Genomic DNA, 14,882 nt, shown 5'->3' on the forward strand with positions numbered 1-14,882 from the left:
TCGCTACCGTTTGGTCGAAACCGGAAAGCTGCTTCTTTTCAGGATAGTGCCATCGCCATCCACGACCAGCCGCAGTGCGCGCCCCGCGCGATAGAATGTCAGGCGGGATGTGCCCGCATCTTCATCGACCCCGGTTTCGCAGCGGCTGGTGATCCTGCCATCGCGCATCTCCATGCGGATAACATCGGGCGCCACCCCGAATACCGATCCCAGAAAAGCGGCATCGACAAGGAACCCATCGGCGGAAACGGAAACCTCGCTCATGGCGCTGCACGGTTCAGGGCCTTGACGACGCCCTGACCTTCCGGACGCGCCACCGCGACGCGAGCCCCCGCAGCGTCGCGCACCTTTCCGGCATGTCGGTCACTATACATCCCGTGCCTCGCTTTCGACCTGAACACCGTCTTCCGTCAGGATCAGGTCAAGCGCGATATCATGCGGCTGCGGATAGATCGTGGGCAACCGCGCCGATTGCATCCCGATACCTATGGCAAAGGGTTTTGGCGACAGGGCCGCGAGGGTGCGATCGAAATACCCGCCGCCATAGCCCAGGCGAAAACCACCTCCGTCCCATCCGACAAGCGGCGCCAGAACCACATCGGGATGCACCACCGGCGCTTCTGGGGGCGGAACCGGAATGTTCCAGTGTCCACGCACCATGCGCGTATCCCGCGTCCAGCGACGGAACACCAGCGGCGCCGCGCGTGTCTCGACAAGCGGCAAGGCGATATCGACACCGCTATCAAAAAGCTCTTGCATCAAGGGCCTGAGATCCGGTTCGTCCTTGATCGGCCAATAGAACGCCACCGTCAGCTTGCCCGACCCGTCGCCGCGATGGCGCAGAACGTCGCGCAATCCTGCCATCAGGGCCTTCGCAGTGTCGTCGCGCGCCGCCGTTGCGACCTGTTTTCGGGCCTCTCGCAGACGAATCCGTTCCGATTTGCGCCAGCGGGCGACATCCCGCGCCTGCGCCGGATCCACCGCAAGCGGATCGAAATAGCCCGGAGCGACCTCCGAGGCCATGCAGGCGGGCGACGAAAAGCCGCTCTGGCACTGAAAGCTGTCTGACTTCTTTCCCATAGGCGTCTCCCCACCGGTCGAACCGCAGACGTTTTCGACACCGCCGCATTCGACCTTCAAAACAATGTCTAGGCCTGCTAATCGGTACTGTAAATACCGATACAGGGATGTGCGACATGCGACTGACCTCTTTCACCGATTACGGCCTGCGCATGCTGATGCGGCTGGGGAGTGCGCCCGGACAGGTGTTTTCGACCTCCGAACTGGCCGACGAATTCGGATTGTCGCGACACCATCTGACCAAGATCATGCAGAAACTGGCAAGGGTCGGAATTGTCGAGACCCGGCGCGGTGGCGGTGGCGGTGCGGCTCTGGTGCGCGCTCCCGGTGAGGTTCGGCTGGGCGATATCGTGCGCGTCCTCGAAGACGGCAAGGCGCTGGTGGAGTGTTTCGACACCAACGGCTCCTGCAAGATAGATGGCCATTGCGGTCTCAAAAGGCGGTTGCGCGTGGCCGAGCATGCCTTTCTCGCCTCGCTCGACCAGTCGACCCTCGCGGATGTCGTCCTGCCCCCGGTGCGCGGCGCGGCTTAAAGCGTTTCGCGATTGACTTGAAATATCCGGCACCACGTCATCCGGACCCGGCTCACTCCATCGACCATCGATCGTTTACCCCGCAGCCGCAGCGAGGGCGCGCGGATCAATCGATCCGGTGTCGGTCCACGAGGCGTTCGAATGTCTCGACCAGTTGCATGCATTCGCTGCTCAGCCGCGCGCCGACGGCCTTGATGACCGAGTATTCGAACCGCTCGACCGACAGGAACGGGCGCGAGACTCCTCCCATCAGTTCGTGGGTTTCGGCGGTGAACGGATCGACCAGCGCAACGCCCAGCCCGCGCAGCACCATCATCGACACGATATGCGAGAGATAACTGCGGAACCTGACCAGCGGCGGATTTCCCATCCCCGCGAACAACCGGTCCTGATTGCGCCCCGTCTGGGTCGAATCCTCGAACCCGACAAAGTCCTGCCTGGCGAGATCCTCAAGCCGGATCTCCTGTTTCGCCGCCATCGGATGACCGGCGGGGGCGATAAAGCGATAGGGCAAGGCCCCGGCACAGATGAGGTCGGTCTCGAACTTGTGATGCGTGCGCATGTTGAAGCCGACCTGGCATTGTCCAAGCGCAACCTGCCGCACCACCGGCAGCGTGGTCATAGACAGGAAACTCGTCGTCACCCGTGGCTGGTCGCGATTGACCAGCGCCACGGCCTCGGGCAGCGCGGTCAAGGCAAAGACAGGGGCCGCCGCGACGGTGATGGTCGAGCGTTGGCCGCGCTTGATCTGCTCGGCGGCACGCTCGATCTGTTTGAGACCGACCAGATTACGCTCGACCTCCATCCAGAATTCATGGGCTTCGGGCGTCGCCGTGACCCGCCCGCCATGCCGCGTGAACAGGGTCAGACCCAGACGAGTCTCGAGTTCCCGGATTTGACGGCTGATCGCCGGTTGCGAGACGCGCATCTCTTCGGCCGCAGCCGAGATCGTGCCACAGCGCATGACCTCCCTGAACGCTTCCAATGCACGTTGGCTCAGCATATTCACCATGAGGTTTTGTTATAGCGATCAAACGAACAACTACTTGACTTATAGGTGCGCGATTTCCTCAATGTAAACACAGCATGACAAGTGCCATATCGGGGGAAGGCGTGTGACCATGCGGGCAAGCACAAATTGGGGCGATGCTTCCTTGCCGGAGGCAGCCGATGTCGTCGTGATCGGGGGCGGTGTCGCGGGGGTGTCCACCGCGCTTTTTCTCGCACAGCGGGGCGTTTCGGTGGTCCTGTGCGAAAAGGGCCGGATCGCCGGCGAACAGTCCTCGCGTAACTGGGGATGGATCCGCAAGATGGGGCGCGATTATCGCGAATTGCCGCTGATGATCGAAAGCGCCCGCCTGTGGGAGCGGCTGGCCACCGAGATGCCCGAGGATATCGGTTATCGCAAATGCGGGGCAACCTATCTGGCGCGAACTCCGGCAGAACTGAAGCGGCATGTGGACTGGCTCGAAAGCAACGCGCATTTCGGGCTGGATTCACGGCTGATGAGCAGCGATGAAACGGACCGGTTCCTGGGCCGCAACGATCACCAGTTCGTCGGCGCTCTGCACACTGCGTCGGATGCGGTGGCCGAACCCGCGCTTGCCGTTCCGGCGCTGGCGCGTCATGCCGAAACCCTGGGCGTGCATATCATCGAACGCTGCGCGGTCCGCATGATCGATCGTGCCGCAGGCCGTGTCAGTGGCGTCATCACCGAACGTGGCCGCATCGACTGTGCAAACGTGGTGCTGGCGGGTGGGGTCTGGTCGCGCGTGTTTCTCGAGAATATCGGCGTTGCTTTTCCGCAGCTTGCCATCAAGTCCTCGGTCCTGCGCACCGCCCCGGCCGAGGTGCGCTGCAAGGGCGCAATCGGCTCGGAACGCGTATCCATCCGGCCACGCAAGGATGGCGGCTTTACCATCGCGCGCAGCGGTGCCGCAGAGTTCCAGTTGATCCCGGCGGCCTTCCGCTATCTGCCGCATTACATACCGATGCTGCGCGACCGGTGGCAGATCATGAAGATCCGCGCCGGCCGGCAGTTTTTCGGCCCACTTGGCCGGACCAGCTGGGGCGCGAACGATGTCAGCCCGTTCGAACGGGTCCGGGTGCTTGACCCGAGGCCGGACGACAGCCTGCTGACCGATGTCATGGCCAAGGCCCGCGATCTGTTCCCGCAGCTCTCTGGCGTGGCCCCGGTAGAAAGCTGGGCCGGCATGATCGACGTGGTGCCCGACGAAGTGCCGGCCATCGGCACGATCTCCGGGCATGAGGGGCTGACGGTCGTGACCGGGCTGTCCGGTCACGGGTTCGGAATTGGTCCCGGCGTCGGATTGCTGGCGGCGCAGATGGTCACAGGTGCAACGCCGATTGTCGATCCGGCAGCGTTTGCGCCCACGCGGTTCACCCGGAGGGCGGCGGCATGAACACGCCCGACGTCTTGGTGATCGGCGCCGGGATCACTGGCGTCACTGCGGCTCTTGCCCTCGCCGAGGCCGGGATTTCGGTGGAAATCATCGATCGGTATGGGCCCGCCGCCATGGCCTCGGGCTGGACCCTGGCGGGGGTGCGCCAATCCGGGCGCGATCCGGCGGAATTGCCGCTGGCGCAGGCGGCTGTCGCGGTATGGCGCGAGCTGGACAGACGGCTTGAGGCCGACACCGGCTATCGGCAGACCGGCAACCTGCGGCTGGCGAGGACCGGCGCCGAGGTCGACACGATCCGCGCTCTGGTTGCCGATCAGCGCGCCGCCGGACTGTCGCTCGACCTGTTGTCCGACCTTGCGGATGTCCGCGCCATTGTTCCCGGCCTGTCCGATGTCGTGCGCGCGGCATCGTGGTGCGCAAGCGACGGGCAGGCCGACCCGGTGGCCACGGTCAACGCCTATCTCGACATGGCGCGAAAACGCGGCGCGCGGGCCTCCATGGGCGAAAACGTGCAGGAACTTGTCGTCGAGGGCGGCCGCATCTCTCGGGTTGTGACCGACCGTCGCGGCCTGTCTCCGGGCGCGGTGATCCTTGCCGCAGGGACGCAGGTCAATGCCTTGCTGAAGCCGCTTGGCTGGACGATCCCGTTGCGCCGACCGGTGGTGACGGTGCTGCGCTCTGCCCCGTGCGAACCGGTGCTGTCTCCGGTTCTGGGGGTAGCGAATGCCGATATGGCCGCCCGGCAGGAGGCCTCGGGCCAGTTGCGCGTGACCAGCGGCGCACAGGATGGCGATGGCCCTCTGATCGAGCGCGAGGGCCGTCCCGTCATTCGCCCCGTGGCGCAGCGGGTCATGGAAACCGTCGCCACGGTCAGCGCGGTCCTGCCCGCCTTTGCCCGGGTCGAGATCGACAGTATCTGGGCCGGGGCGCTGGACCTTACCCCGGACGGGCTGCCGGTGATCGACCGCCTTCCGGGCCTGGACAACCTCGTGGTTGCGGCGGGCTTTTCGGGTCACGGCTTCGGGATCGGGCCGGTCACCGGCCCGCTGGCCGCCGACCTGGCGCTCGATCATGTGCCCGCCCTCCCCATCGAACCCTTTGGCATCGGGCGGTTCGCGATCGACATTGCACCCGCGCCGCTGACGATGCACGGATGAACAGGAGCCGGACATGATCGACCCGACCGACCGCGTGGTGATGATATCCGGCGCCAGCCGGGGGATCGGGCTGGCCATTGCGCAGGTGCTGCACGCCAAGGGTTATTCGGTCAGCGCCGGCGCCCGTGACCTTGCCGCGCTGCAACGGGCGCTGCGCGATCAGGCCGGGGATCGGTTGCATTGCGCAACCTACGAGGCCACCGACCGTGCCAGCCACCGCGCCTGGCTGGACGGTACGCTCGACAGGTTCGGACGGCTGGACGGGTTGGTCAACAATGCGGGCACCAGCAACAGCTTTTCGATCGAAGCCGGGGACGAGGCCGATCTCGATGCGCTGTGGGCGATCAACGTCAAGGGGCCGCTGTTTCTCACCCGGCTGTGCCTGCCCCATCTCAAGGCCGCCGGATCGGGGCGCATCATCAATATCGCCTCACTGTCGGGCAAACGGGTGCGCAACGAGAATATCGCCTACAGCATGACCAAGCACGCAATGCTCGCGCTGACACACGGCACGCGCCGGATCGGCTGGGATCACGGGGTCCGCGCCACCGCCATCTGTCCGGGCTTCGTGGCAACGGACCTGACGGCGGATGTCACCAAGATCGGCACAGCCGAAATGATCGACCCTCTGGATCTTGCGGAACTGGCGGCAACGGCACTTGCACTGCCCAACACCGCCGCGATGGCCGAGATGCTGGTAAACTGCCGGATGGAGGATACGCTCTGAACCAGAAAATCGAACCAGAACAAAAAAAGACCCAACAGAAAGGACACACAGATGAATAGACTGATTGGATTGGCCTGCGCCGGGATGGTCATGGCCAGCGGCGCATTTGCCGCCGGAACCACGCTCAATGTCGGCATGGGAAGCGCCGATGCAGGGAAACTGGATCCGCATGTCGCCACCTCGACGCCCGACAAGGGGCTTTTGAACTGGATGTTCAACGGTCTGGTGCGGATCAAACCCGGAGAATCCAGCCCCGAGTTCATCGAGCCCGATATCGCCGAAAGCTGGACATCTTCGGATGACGGCCTGACATGGGTTTTCAAGCTGCGGCAGGATGTCGATTGTCACGGTGATTATGGCGGAATCGACGCCGAGGACGTGGTGTATTCGCTCAACCGGTCGGCCAATCCCGAGCAATCGTCATTCGCCAAGGATTTCGACGCCTTCGAAAGCGTCGAGGCCACCGGCGATTACGAAGTGACGATCAAGCTCAAGAACCCGGTCCCCAGCCTGTTGGGGATGCTGGTGCCCTATCACGGCGGCAACATCGTCTGCCGGGATGCGGTCGAGGAACTGGGAGAGGATTACCAGCGCACCCCGATCGGCACCGGCCCCTTCATGTTCGAGGAATACCAGCCGCAGCAATACGTAAAGCTGGTGGCCAATCCCGAATATTTCCGTGGCGAACCCAAGATCAAGGAAATCTATTACCGCTACATCCCCTCCGACGCCTCGCGCGATCTGGCATTCCAGTCGGGTGAGATCGACATGATCTATGGCAAGCAGGACCAGACATGGTCAGAGCGGATCAGCAAACTGCCCGGGACCAAGATCGCGGTGATGAAACCCGGCGAGATGTCGGTTCTGCATCTGAACATGACCATGCCGCCGCTGGATGACATCCGCGTTCGCAAGGCATTTGCCCATGCGATCAATCGCGACGCGATGGTGCAGTTCAAGGGACCCGATGTGACGCTGCCCGCGATCTCGCCGGTGCCCGAAGGGAACATGGGCTATACCGATCAGGTGCCGACCTATGACTACAACATCGAAACCGCCAAGGCGCTGCTGGCCGAGGCCGGATATCCGGATGGTGTGACGATCAAGGCGATCCACACCACCCTGCCGGGCATGTTGTCCACCATGGAGGCGGCGCAGTCGATGTTGCGCGATGCGGGCATCAACATGGAGATCGAAACCGTGGAACATGCGACGTTCCATGAACAGATCCGCAAGGACCTGAGCCAGGTCGTACATTACGCCGCCGCCCGCTTCCCGGTTGCGGATGTGTACCTGTCACAGTTCTTCCATTCCGACGCCACGGTGAACACCCCCACCGCGGTGGCGAATTTCTCGCATTGTGCGGTCGCGGATGATGAAATCGAGGCAGCGCGTGTCGAAACAGATCCGGCCAAGCAGGCGGAATTCTGGGCCAGCGCACAAGCCAAGATCATGGAAGAGGTCTGTGCCGTTCCGGTGGTGCAGAGCCTGCAATTGTGGGCCTGGAAAGACACGCTTGATCTGGGCACCGAGGTCAACGGCTCGCTCAATCTGAGCCCGCCGGTAACCGAACAGGCCGCCTTCACCGAATAAGGCCAAATCAACAGGTGCCGGATCATCGGTCCGGCACCAGATAGGTGGGTGACATGACTGCATTTGTTCTGAAACGGCTCGGCTTTGCCGTGATCACGCTGTTCGCGGTGCTGACCATCGTGTTCTTCATCGTGCGCATCCTGCCGGGCGATCCCGCCATGGCGATCCTGGGGGACCAGGCCAGCCAGGAGGCGTTGATCGCCCTGCGCGAGCGGTTGGGTCTGGATCAGCCATTGGCGCTGCAATATTTCGACTTTCTCCGCGGCGTTCTGGTGGGCGACTGGGGGGTATCGCTGGTTTCGGGCCGGCCGGTTATACAGGAGATCGCCAAGGTTCTGCCTGCAACGCTCGAACTGACGCTGGCGTCGCTGGTGCTGGGTGCGGTTGTGGGTATCCCGCTCGGCGTCTGGTCTGCGGTGAAACGCAACAAGCTGCCCGATTATGTGACGCGGATGGTCTCGCTGCTGGGGCTGTCCTTTCCCGCCTTCGTTTCGGCGGTGCTGCTGCTCCTCGTCTTTGCCATCCAGCTGCGCTGGTTCCCGGTGATCAGTTCCGGACAGGGCGGCACGCTGGGCGAGCGGTTGCAGAACCTTGCCCTGCCCGCGATCAACCTTGGCCTGATCATGGCCGCCTACATCACCCGTGTGACCCGTTCGGCAATGCTCGAGGTTCTGAACCAGGATTACGTGCGCACCGCCCGCGCCAAGGGGCTGGCCTTTGCGGTGATCATCCGCCGCCACTGCATGCGCAACGCGATGATCCCGGTGGTCACGGTGGTCGGCCTGTATCTGGGCATTCTGATCGGCAACTCGGTTCTGACCGAAATCGTGTTCAACCGGCCGGGGCTGGGCAAGCTGATCATCGGGGCGCTGAACCAGCGTGATTACACGATGCTTCAGGGCATGATGGTGATCTACACGCTGATCGTGGTTCTGGTGAACCTGCTGACCGATCTCACCTATGGGCTTATCGACCCGAGGATCAAATACTGATGGCACATCCGAATTCTTCCCCCACCCTGTCGCGCGCGGCCTATCTGCGCCGCTCCCTGGCGGTTGCCGGCGACGGCTTGCTGCGCGCCTTCAACACCAACAAGACCTCGTGGGTCGGGTTGGGCCTGTTCCTGCTGATCGCCCTGATCGCATTGCTGGCACCGTGGATCGCGCCCTATGATCCGCTGGACCAGAACGTGCTGAACCGGCTAAAGCCCCCGTCCGCCGAACACTGGTTCGGAACCGACTATTATGGCCGCGACACCCTGTCGCGAATCATGTGGGGCGCGCGGATTTCGCTGACCATCGGCATCATGGCAATCGGCGCGGCGCTGGTGATCGGTTCGGTGATCGGGCTGGTGGCCGGATATGTGGGCGGGCGCACCGACATCATCATCATGCAGACGATGGATGTGCTGCTGGCCTTTCCGTCGCTGATCCTCGGCCTGATCGTGGTGGCCATGCTCGGCCCCTCGGTTGCCAATCTGGTGATCGCCATTGCGCTCACCTCGATCCCGCCCTTTGCCCGCATCGCCCGCGCCCCGACCATCGCCGTCAAGAACCGCGAGTTCATCGAGGCGGGCCGGGCCCTGGGATATTCCGACAGCCGGTTGATGTTTGGTCATATCCTGCCCAACATCGCGCCCGAGATCCTCGTGATGGGATCGCTCTGGCTGGCCACCGCGATCCGGGTCGAGGCCTCGCTCGCCTTTGTCGGACTGGGGGTCAGCCCGCCCACCGCCACATGGGGCGGGATGATCCGCGAAGGGTTCGAGAACATTCTCGACAGTTTCTGGCTGGCGCTGTTTCCGTCGATCGTGATCCTGATCGTGGTTTTTGCCCTCAACCTGCTGGGGGATGGTTTGCGGGATGCACTGGATCCCAGATTGCGGGGTGAAGGATGAGCGCGCCGCTGCTGTCCGTTGACGGGCTGACCACATCCTTCCGCGTCGATGGTGAATGGGTGCCGGTGATCCGCGACATAAGTTTCGATATCGACCGGCGTGAAACGGTTGCCGTGGTCGGGGAATCCGGCTCGGGAAAATCCGTGACCGCGCTGTCGATCATGCAGTTGATCCAGAAGGACATGGGCCGCATCGAAGGCTCTATCCGGCTCGACGGCACCGACCTGTTGCAACTGGATGAAACCGCGATGCGCAAGGTGCGCGGCAACGAGATCGGAATGATCTTCCAGGAACCCATGACCAGCCTCAATCCGGTGCTCAAGGTGGGCTTCCAGATTGCCGAGGTGCTGCGCGAACATCGCGACATGGGCATGGCCGAGGCCCACGCCGAAACCCTACGCCTGTTTGATCTCGTTCGGATTCCGGATGCCGAACGCCGCGCCAACGAACATCCCCACAGCTTTTCCGGCGGGATGCGGCAACGGGCGATGATCGCCATGGCGCTCGCCTGCCAGCCGAAGTTGCTCATTGCGGATGAGCCGACCACGGCGCTGGACGTGACGATCCAGGCCCAGATCCTCGAACTGATCCGCGATTTGCAGGCCGAAACCGGCACCGCCGTCATGTTCATCACCCATGACATGGGCGTTGTCGCCGAGATCGCCGACCGCGTGGTCGTCATGCTCAAGGGCGACAAGGTCGAAGAGGCCCCCGCAGATATCCTGTTCACGAACCCGCAGCAGGGTTATTCCAAGATGCTGCTGGGTGCGGTGCCGCGCCTTGGCAGTCTGGGCGACACCAAGACGCCACGGCGCTTTCCCAAGATGGACCTGACCGGCGCGGGCAAGGAACCGGCCAACGAACCGGATGCGCGGGGCGATGTCATCCTGGACGTCAAGGGGCTGACCACACGGTTCCCGATGCGGGGCGGGTTGCTGGGCCGCGTGAATGGTAATGTCCATGCGGTCGAGAACGTGTCCTTTGACCTGCGCGCGGGTGAGACATTGGCGCTGGTCGGCGAATCCGGGTGTGGCAAGTCGACCACCGGGCGGTCGATCCTGCGGCTGGTGGAACCGGCGGCGGGCGAGGTCCATTTCGAGGGTCAATCCCTCATGCAGGCCAGCGCAGAGGACATGCGCAAGGTGCGGTTGCGCATGCAGATGATCTTTCAGGATCCTTACGGCTCACTCAATCCGCGCAAATCCGTGGGTGCCGCGATTGCCGAGCCCCTGCGCGTGCATGGTCTGGCCCAGGGCGAAGAAATCGAGACCCGCGTTGCCGAATTGCTCGACCTCGTGGGCCTGTCCCCCGATCACGCCCTGCGCTTTCCGCACGAGTTTTCAGGCGGGCAGCGACAGCGGATCTGCATCGCGCGGGGGTTGGCGTTGAACCCCCGGCTGATCGTCGCGGATGAATCGGTTTCGGCGCTGGATGCGACAATCAAGGCGCAGGTGGTGAACCTGATGCTCGAATTGCAGCAGAAGCTGGGTGTCGGATACCTGTTCATCAGCCACGATATCGCGGTGGTCGAACGGATCAGCCATCGCATCGCGGTCATGCTGCTCGGCGAGATCGTGGAGATCGGGCCACGGGCCGAGATCCTCGCCAATCCACGCCACCCCTATACGCGCAAGCTGATCGAGGCGGTGCCGGTGCCGGACCCGGCGCTCAAGGGGCGTCGGCGCAGCCTGATCACCGACGAACTCAAGAGCCCGGTGCGCCCGCTGGGCTGGGTGCCGCCGCTCCGAGAGTTTACACAGGTCGGCCCGGACCATTTTGTCGCCGATCACTGATCGTGGGTCACCGATCCTGTTGGACGCATCGCGTGCGACCGCCTAATATGCGCGCGAGGCAGAAGACAGGAGAGAGTGATGCGCAAAGTCGTCACAGCCACGCTTGCGGCAATCATGCTGGGCGCTTTGTTCGCACCGGTGCAGGCCGAGTCCAGGGGGTTGCATGAGGTGGTGGGCGTCGAAGACGACGACATGCTCAAGATGCGGGCCGGGCCGGGAACGGGCTACAAGATCATGCTGGGGTTGCCCAATGGCACCGTCCTGCGGTTGCATGGCTGCGATCAGACCGGCGGCACGCGGTGGTGCAAGGTCTCGCTGAAACAGGCGCGCGGGCTCAAGGGCTATGTATCCTGGGCATATCTGCGAAAACTCTGACCAGCCCGCCGGGATCGGGGCCGGACACGCCCGGATATATCCCTGTCGCGACTGATTTACCGGAATCCCGACTGCTCATCGCATGGTTCAGCGCGACCGCTTGTCCGCGTCGCGCGCGAAGGCAATCAACGCCGCCGTCTCTTCGGGGCGTGCCGCCTGTCCGGTAAAGCCCAGAACATACCCGTCGACCCGGCTGAGTCTCTCTTCCAGCGGTTCGTGCAGATCGAGCGCGTAATAGCCGATCTGCATGAAATACAGGATGCGCGCCCGGGCGTCGGCTTCGTCCGGTGCAAAGCCGTGTCGCTCGAACATCCGGGCCAGCGCGGCATGGCGGCGCGCGTCGCTCTGGTCGATCACACGACGCACCTCGCCGTCACGTCGCGCCCACTCGCGCACCGCAAAATCCAGACGGTAATTGAACAACCGCTCGTCAAGAAAGCAGCGGAACAGATTGCAGACCGCACCGGTAATGGTCTCGGATGGCATCTCGGCATATTCCACGAAGGTCGCGGTATTGCTCGCCTCCCACTCCGCGAGCAGAGTGTCGAGCAGTTCCTTGCGGCTCCTGAAATACCAGTAGAAACTCGAACGTGACACGCCGAGCCGCTCGCCGATGGCCAGCACCTTGACCTCACCCACGCCGTCAGAAATCAGCAGATCGCGCGCCACGTCCAGCCAATCGTCGCGCGTGACCTTGACATTGCCCGCGCTGCGCGAAGCGTCGTCAGTCATCCGTTGACCTCCGGAGGGGCCGTCCCTCACCTGCCGGGGTGCGTGCCGCCCTGTCGCAAGCCGCCATCCGGGACTGCACGAGAGGCCCGATCAACCGCGCACGGCCTTGCCGAGCGGATCGTAGGGCGACGGCGCGATAACGCGGGCACGGCGTTCGGCACCGATAATGTGCACGCTCAGTTCCGTACCCTCGCCCGCCGCAGCCGGATCGACCAATGCCATCGCAAGAGACTTGCCAAGCGTGTGCCCGTACCCGCCCGAGGTGACAAAGCCGACCTTTTCGCCGTCATGCCAGACCGGCTCAAAGCCGCTTGCATCGGCGTCTTCCGCCTCGACCTCCAGCGTCACCAGCACCTTCTCCGGCCCCGCACCATCACGTTCGGACAGCGCGGCATCGCGACCGATGAAGTCGGGCTTTTGCCAATCGATCCAACGATCCATGCCGGTCATCGCGGCGGTATATCCCTGGGTGAACTCGGCCGACCAGATGCCAAAGCTCTTTTCCAGCCGCAAGGACAACAACGCATTCATCCCGATCTCGCGCAGCCCGTCGCCGGCCCCCGCCTCGAGCAACGCGCGGCGCAGGGCGATATGTTCGCTGGCGCGGCAATGGATTTCATAGCCAAGCTCTCCGGTCACCGACAGGCGGCCCACCCGCGCACGGATCAGGCCGACATCAAGCAGAGCGCAGCCCATGAACGGCAGGGCGACAACCGCCTCGGGATCCGCCAGCTTGTCAAGAATCCGGCGTGCGTTCGGCCCCGCCAGTGCAAAGCCGACCACCTCGTCCGACAGGTCGCGCACAGCCACCCCTGCGTCAAGGTGATTGCTGAACCACCGCATGTGCCAGCCGCGCAGATAATACGACCCCATCAGCCAGTAGACCGGATCGCCGCCTTCGTCCGGCCCCCAGTTAAACACCGTCAGATCCCCCTTGAGCCGCCCGTCATGGCCCAGCATCGGCGCAAGCCGCGCGCGTCCCGCTGCCGGCAGCCGGCTGGCCAGCAGTCTGTCCAGCCATTGTGTCGCGTTCGGACCCCTCACCTCGTAGCGCGAAAAGGCCGTGATATCCAACAGCCCTGCGGCGTTACGTACCGCGCGGCATTCCTCGCCAACGATGTCATGGGCGTTCGACCGTTTGAGCGATCCCTGCTCGCTGAATCCTTCGGGCGCGAAATAAAGCGGGATTTCCAACCCATAGCTGACCCCCCACCGCGCGCCGGCAGCGGTCATCGCGTCATGGGCGGGGGCCATCTTCAAAGGTCGTCCCGCCGGAAGCTGTTCGTTGGGATAGGTCATCACGAACCGGCGCGTATAGAACTGCCCGGTGGTTTCGCGAATGAAGCGTTTATTCTGCGCGTAATCGCCGTAACGGGCCACATCCATGCCAAAGACATCCGCCTCGGGTTCGCCGTGGATCATCCACTCGGCAAGCGATTTGCCAACGCCGCCGCCCTGCAGGAACCCGGCCATGACCGCGCAGGCGCACCAGTAGCCGCGCTTGCCCGCCACTGGCCCCACCAACGGATTGCCGTCCGGCGAAAAGGTAAAGGCGCCGTTGACCCATGTTTTCACACCGACATTCTGCAAGGCGGGGTAACGTTCAAATCCCATCGTCAATTCATGTTCGATCCGGTCGGTCTGCTCCTGGAACAGTTCCATGCCGTAATCCCACGGTGCCCCGTCCAGTGCCCAATGTTCGTGATTGATCTCGTAAATGCCCAGCAGCACGCCTTTCTGGTCCTGTCGCAGATAGGTGAAGCCTTCGAGATCGACGGTCATCGGCACTTCGAAATCGATCGCCTCGAGCTCGGGAATGGTGTCGGAAATCAGATAGTGATGCTTGAGCGGGGCAACCGGCAATTCGATCCCCGCCATCCGGCCCACCTGCTTGGCCCAGAGACCGGCGGCGTTGACCACGTGTTCGCAGGCGATCGTGCCTTTTTCGGTCACGACCTCCCATCCGTCCGGGGTCTGGTTCAGTTCCAGAACCCGGTTGTGCTCGATCACCTCGGCCCCGTGCTTGCGGGCGGCCCTGGCATAGGCGTGGACCGTGCCGGTGGTGTCCAGATACCCTTCACGGTCGGCCCACATGCCGCCGAGAATACCCTCTTTCGACATCAACGGATTGAGTTCGCAGGCCTCTTCCGGCGTGACGAGCCGGCAATCCTCGATGCCGATGGATTGAAACACCCGATATGCGGATTGCAGCCAGTCCCAGCGATCCGGCGTGCCGGCCAGGGTCAGGCCACCGGTCATGTGCATGCCGACGGACTGGCCGCTTTCCGCTTCGATCTCGCTCAACAGGTCAATCGTGTATCCCTGCAACGCGGCGATGTTCGGATCGGCGTTCAGCGCATGGAACCCGCCCGCCGCATGCCAGGACGATCCGGCGGTCAGCACCGAGCGTTCGACGAGGCACACATCACGCCAACCGAATTTTGCCAGATGATAGAGAACCGATGCGCCGACGACGCCACCCCCGATAACGACAACCCGATAATGCGATTTCATGAAGCACTCCCGCCCTGCTGCACTGCGTCAGGATCACGGTAGATCGGGATATCCGAGC

General features: G+C 63.3%; 14 protein-coding genes. 9 read left to right on the forward strand and 5 right to left on the reverse strand.

Translation table 11 applies throughout. The annotated features are described in order from the left end of the window. Positions 1-3: 3 nt before the first annotated feature. Positions 4-264, reverse strand: a complete 261-nt coding sequence (locus AB9K34_RS01925) for a DUF6522 family protein (RefSeq protein ID WP_369952761.1) — start codon at positions 262-264, stop codon at positions 4-6. Between the two features lie 102 nt (positions 265-366). Then, positions 367-1,080 carry a 5-formyltetrahydrofolate cyclo-ligase gene (locus AB9K34_RS01930; RefSeq protein ID WP_369952762.1) on the reverse strand — a complete coding sequence of 238 codons (714 nt, stop codon included), beginning with the start codon at positions 1,078-1,080 and terminating at the stop codon, positions 367-369. Between the two features lie 116 nt (positions 1,081-1,196). Here AB9K34_RS01930 and AB9K34_RS01935 point away from each other — a divergent pair, with 116 nt between their 5' ends. Next, the gene (locus AB9K34_RS01935; protein ID WP_369952763.1) at positions 1,197-1,613 is read left to right on the forward strand and encodes an Rrf2 family transcriptional regulator; all 417 of its coding nucleotides are present in this window, start codon (positions 1,197-1,199) and stop codon (positions 1,611-1,613) included. Between the two features lie 106 nt (positions 1,614-1,719). Here the strand turns inward: AB9K34_RS01935 and AB9K34_RS01940 are convergent, their stop codons facing one another. Beyond that, the gene (locus tag AB9K34_RS01940) at positions 1,720-2,625 is read right to left on the reverse strand and encodes a LysR family transcriptional regulator (protein ID WP_369952764.1); all 906 of its coding nucleotides are present in this window, start codon (positions 2,623-2,625) and stop codon (positions 1,720-1,722) included. A gap of 109 nt (positions 2,626-2,734) precedes the next feature. Between AB9K34_RS01940 and AB9K34_RS01945 the strand changes: the two genes are divergently transcribed. The 8 genes from AB9K34_RS01945 (at position 2,735) to AB9K34_RS01980 (ending at position 11,578) form a co-directional block, all read left to right on the forward strand. After that, positions 2,735-4,036 (forward strand): NAD(P)/FAD-dependent oxidoreductase, encoded by a 1,302-nt coding sequence (locus tag AB9K34_RS01945; protein WP_369952765.1) that lies wholly within the window; start codon positions 2,735-2,737, stop codon positions 4,034-4,036. Next, positions 4,033-5,193 carry an NAD(P)/FAD-dependent oxidoreductase gene (locus tag AB9K34_RS01950; RefSeq protein ID WP_369952766.1) on the forward strand — a complete coding sequence of 387 codons (1,161 nt, stop codon included), beginning with the start codon at positions 4,033-4,035 and terminating at the stop codon, positions 5,191-5,193. Before AB9K34_RS01945 ends, AB9K34_RS01950 begins: the two co-directional genes overlap by 4 nt. A gap of 13 nt (positions 5,194-5,206) precedes the next feature. Next, positions 5,207-5,920, forward strand: coding sequence for an SDR family NAD(P)-dependent oxidoreductase (locus AB9K34_RS01955; protein ID WP_369952767.1), 714 nt, complete (start codon positions 5,207-5,209; stop codon positions 5,918-5,920). A gap of 51 nt (positions 5,921-5,971) precedes the next feature. Next, positions 5,972-7,513 carry an ABC transporter substrate-binding protein gene (locus AB9K34_RS01960; protein WP_369952768.1) on the forward strand — a complete coding sequence of 514 codons (1,542 nt, stop codon included), beginning with the start codon at positions 5,972-5,974 and terminating at the stop codon, positions 7,511-7,513. A 53-nt stretch (positions 7,514-7,566) separates the two neighbouring features. Continuing rightward, positions 7,567-8,505, forward strand: coding sequence for an ABC transporter permease (locus AB9K34_RS01965; RefSeq protein ID WP_369952769.1), 939 nt, complete (start codon positions 7,567-7,569; stop codon positions 8,503-8,505). Further along, positions 8,505-9,410 (forward strand): ABC transporter permease, encoded by a 906-nt coding sequence (locus tag AB9K34_RS01970; RefSeq protein WP_369952770.1) that lies wholly within the window; start codon positions 8,505-8,507, stop codon positions 9,408-9,410. The genes AB9K34_RS01965 and AB9K34_RS01970 overlap by 1 nt, the downstream gene beginning before the upstream one ends. Then, positions 9,407-11,203, forward strand: coding sequence for a dipeptide ABC transporter ATP-binding protein (locus AB9K34_RS01975; RefSeq protein ID WP_369952771.1), 1,797 nt, complete (start codon positions 9,407-9,409; stop codon positions 11,201-11,203). Before AB9K34_RS01970 ends, AB9K34_RS01975 begins: the two co-directional genes overlap by 4 nt. 78 nt (positions 11,204-11,281) lie before the next feature. Further along, positions 11,282-11,578 (forward strand): SH3 domain-containing protein, encoded by a 297-nt coding sequence (locus AB9K34_RS01980; RefSeq protein WP_369952772.1) that lies wholly within the window; start codon positions 11,282-11,284, stop codon positions 11,576-11,578. Between the two features lie 87 nt (positions 11,579-11,665). Here the strand turns inward: AB9K34_RS01980 and AB9K34_RS01985 are convergent, their stop codons facing one another. Together AB9K34_RS01985 and AB9K34_RS01990 are read right to left on the reverse strand one after the other, a co-directional pair. Beyond that, positions 11,666-12,310: a TetR/AcrR family transcriptional regulator gene (locus AB9K34_RS01985; RefSeq protein ID WP_369952773.1), complete on the reverse strand. Its 645-nt coding sequence runs from the start codon at positions 12,308-12,310 to the stop codon at positions 11,666-11,668. 90 nt (positions 12,311-12,400) lie between these two features. Next, positions 12,401-14,824: an FAD-dependent oxidoreductase gene (locus tag AB9K34_RS01990; RefSeq protein WP_369952774.1), complete on the reverse strand. Its 2,424-nt coding sequence runs from the start codon at positions 14,822-14,824 to the stop codon at positions 12,401-12,403. Positions 14,825-14,882 lie beyond the last annotated feature (58 nt).

The sequence above is a fragment of the Sedimentitalea sp. XS_ASV28 genome, assembly GCF_041224545.1.
GTDB lineage: Bacteria > Pseudomonadota > Alphaproteobacteria > Rhodobacterales > Rhodobacteraceae > Sedimentitalea.

Coding starts and splice junctions, on each gene's coding strand:
- AB9K34_RS01925 (WP_369952761.1), bottom strand. CDS start 264: ATGAGCGAGGTTTCCGTTTCCGCCGATGGGTTCCTTGTCGATGCCGCT.
- AB9K34_RS01930 (WP_369952762.1), bottom strand. CDS start 1,080: ATGGGAAAGAAGTCAGACAGCTTTCAGTGCCAGAGCGGCTTTTCGTCG.
- AB9K34_RS01935 (WP_369952763.1), top strand. CDS start 1,197: ATGCGACTGACCTCTTTCACCGATTACGGCCTGCGCATGCTGATGCGG.
- AB9K34_RS01940 (WP_369952764.1), bottom strand. CDS start 2,625: ATGGTGAATATGCTGAGCCAACGTGCATTGGAAGCGTTCAGGGAGGTC.
- AB9K34_RS01945 (WP_369952765.1), top strand. CDS start 2,735: ATGCGGGCAAGCACAAATTGGGGCGATGCTTCCTTGCCGGAGGCAGCC.
- AB9K34_RS01950 (WP_369952766.1), top strand. CDS start 4,033: ATGAACACGCCCGACGTCTTGGTGATCGGCGCCGGGATCACTGGCGTC.
- AB9K34_RS01955 (WP_369952767.1), top strand. CDS start 5,207: ATGATCGACCCGACCGACCGCGTGGTGATGATATCCGGCGCCAGCCGG.
- AB9K34_RS01960 (WP_369952768.1), top strand. CDS start 5,972: ATGAATAGACTGATTGGATTGGCCTGCGCCGGGATGGTCATGGCCAGC.
- AB9K34_RS01965 (WP_369952769.1), top strand. CDS start 7,567: ATGACTGCATTTGTTCTGAAACGGCTCGGCTTTGCCGTGATCACGCTG.
- AB9K34_RS01970 (WP_369952770.1), top strand. CDS start 8,505: ATGGCACATCCGAATTCTTCCCCCACCCTGTCGCGCGCGGCCTATCTG.
- AB9K34_RS01975 (WP_369952771.1), top strand. CDS start 9,407: ATGAGCGCGCCGCTGCTGTCCGTTGACGGGCTGACCACATCCTTCCGC.
- AB9K34_RS01980 (WP_369952772.1), top strand. CDS start 11,282: ATGCGCAAAGTCGTCACAGCCACGCTTGCGGCAATCATGCTGGGCGCT.
- AB9K34_RS01985 (WP_369952773.1), bottom strand. CDS start 12,310: ATGACTGACGACGCTTCGCGCAGCGCGGGCAATGTCAAGGTCACGCGC.
- AB9K34_RS01990 (WP_369952774.1), bottom strand. CDS start 14,824: ATGAAATCGCATTATCGGGTTGTCGTTATCGGGGGTGGCGTCGTCGGC.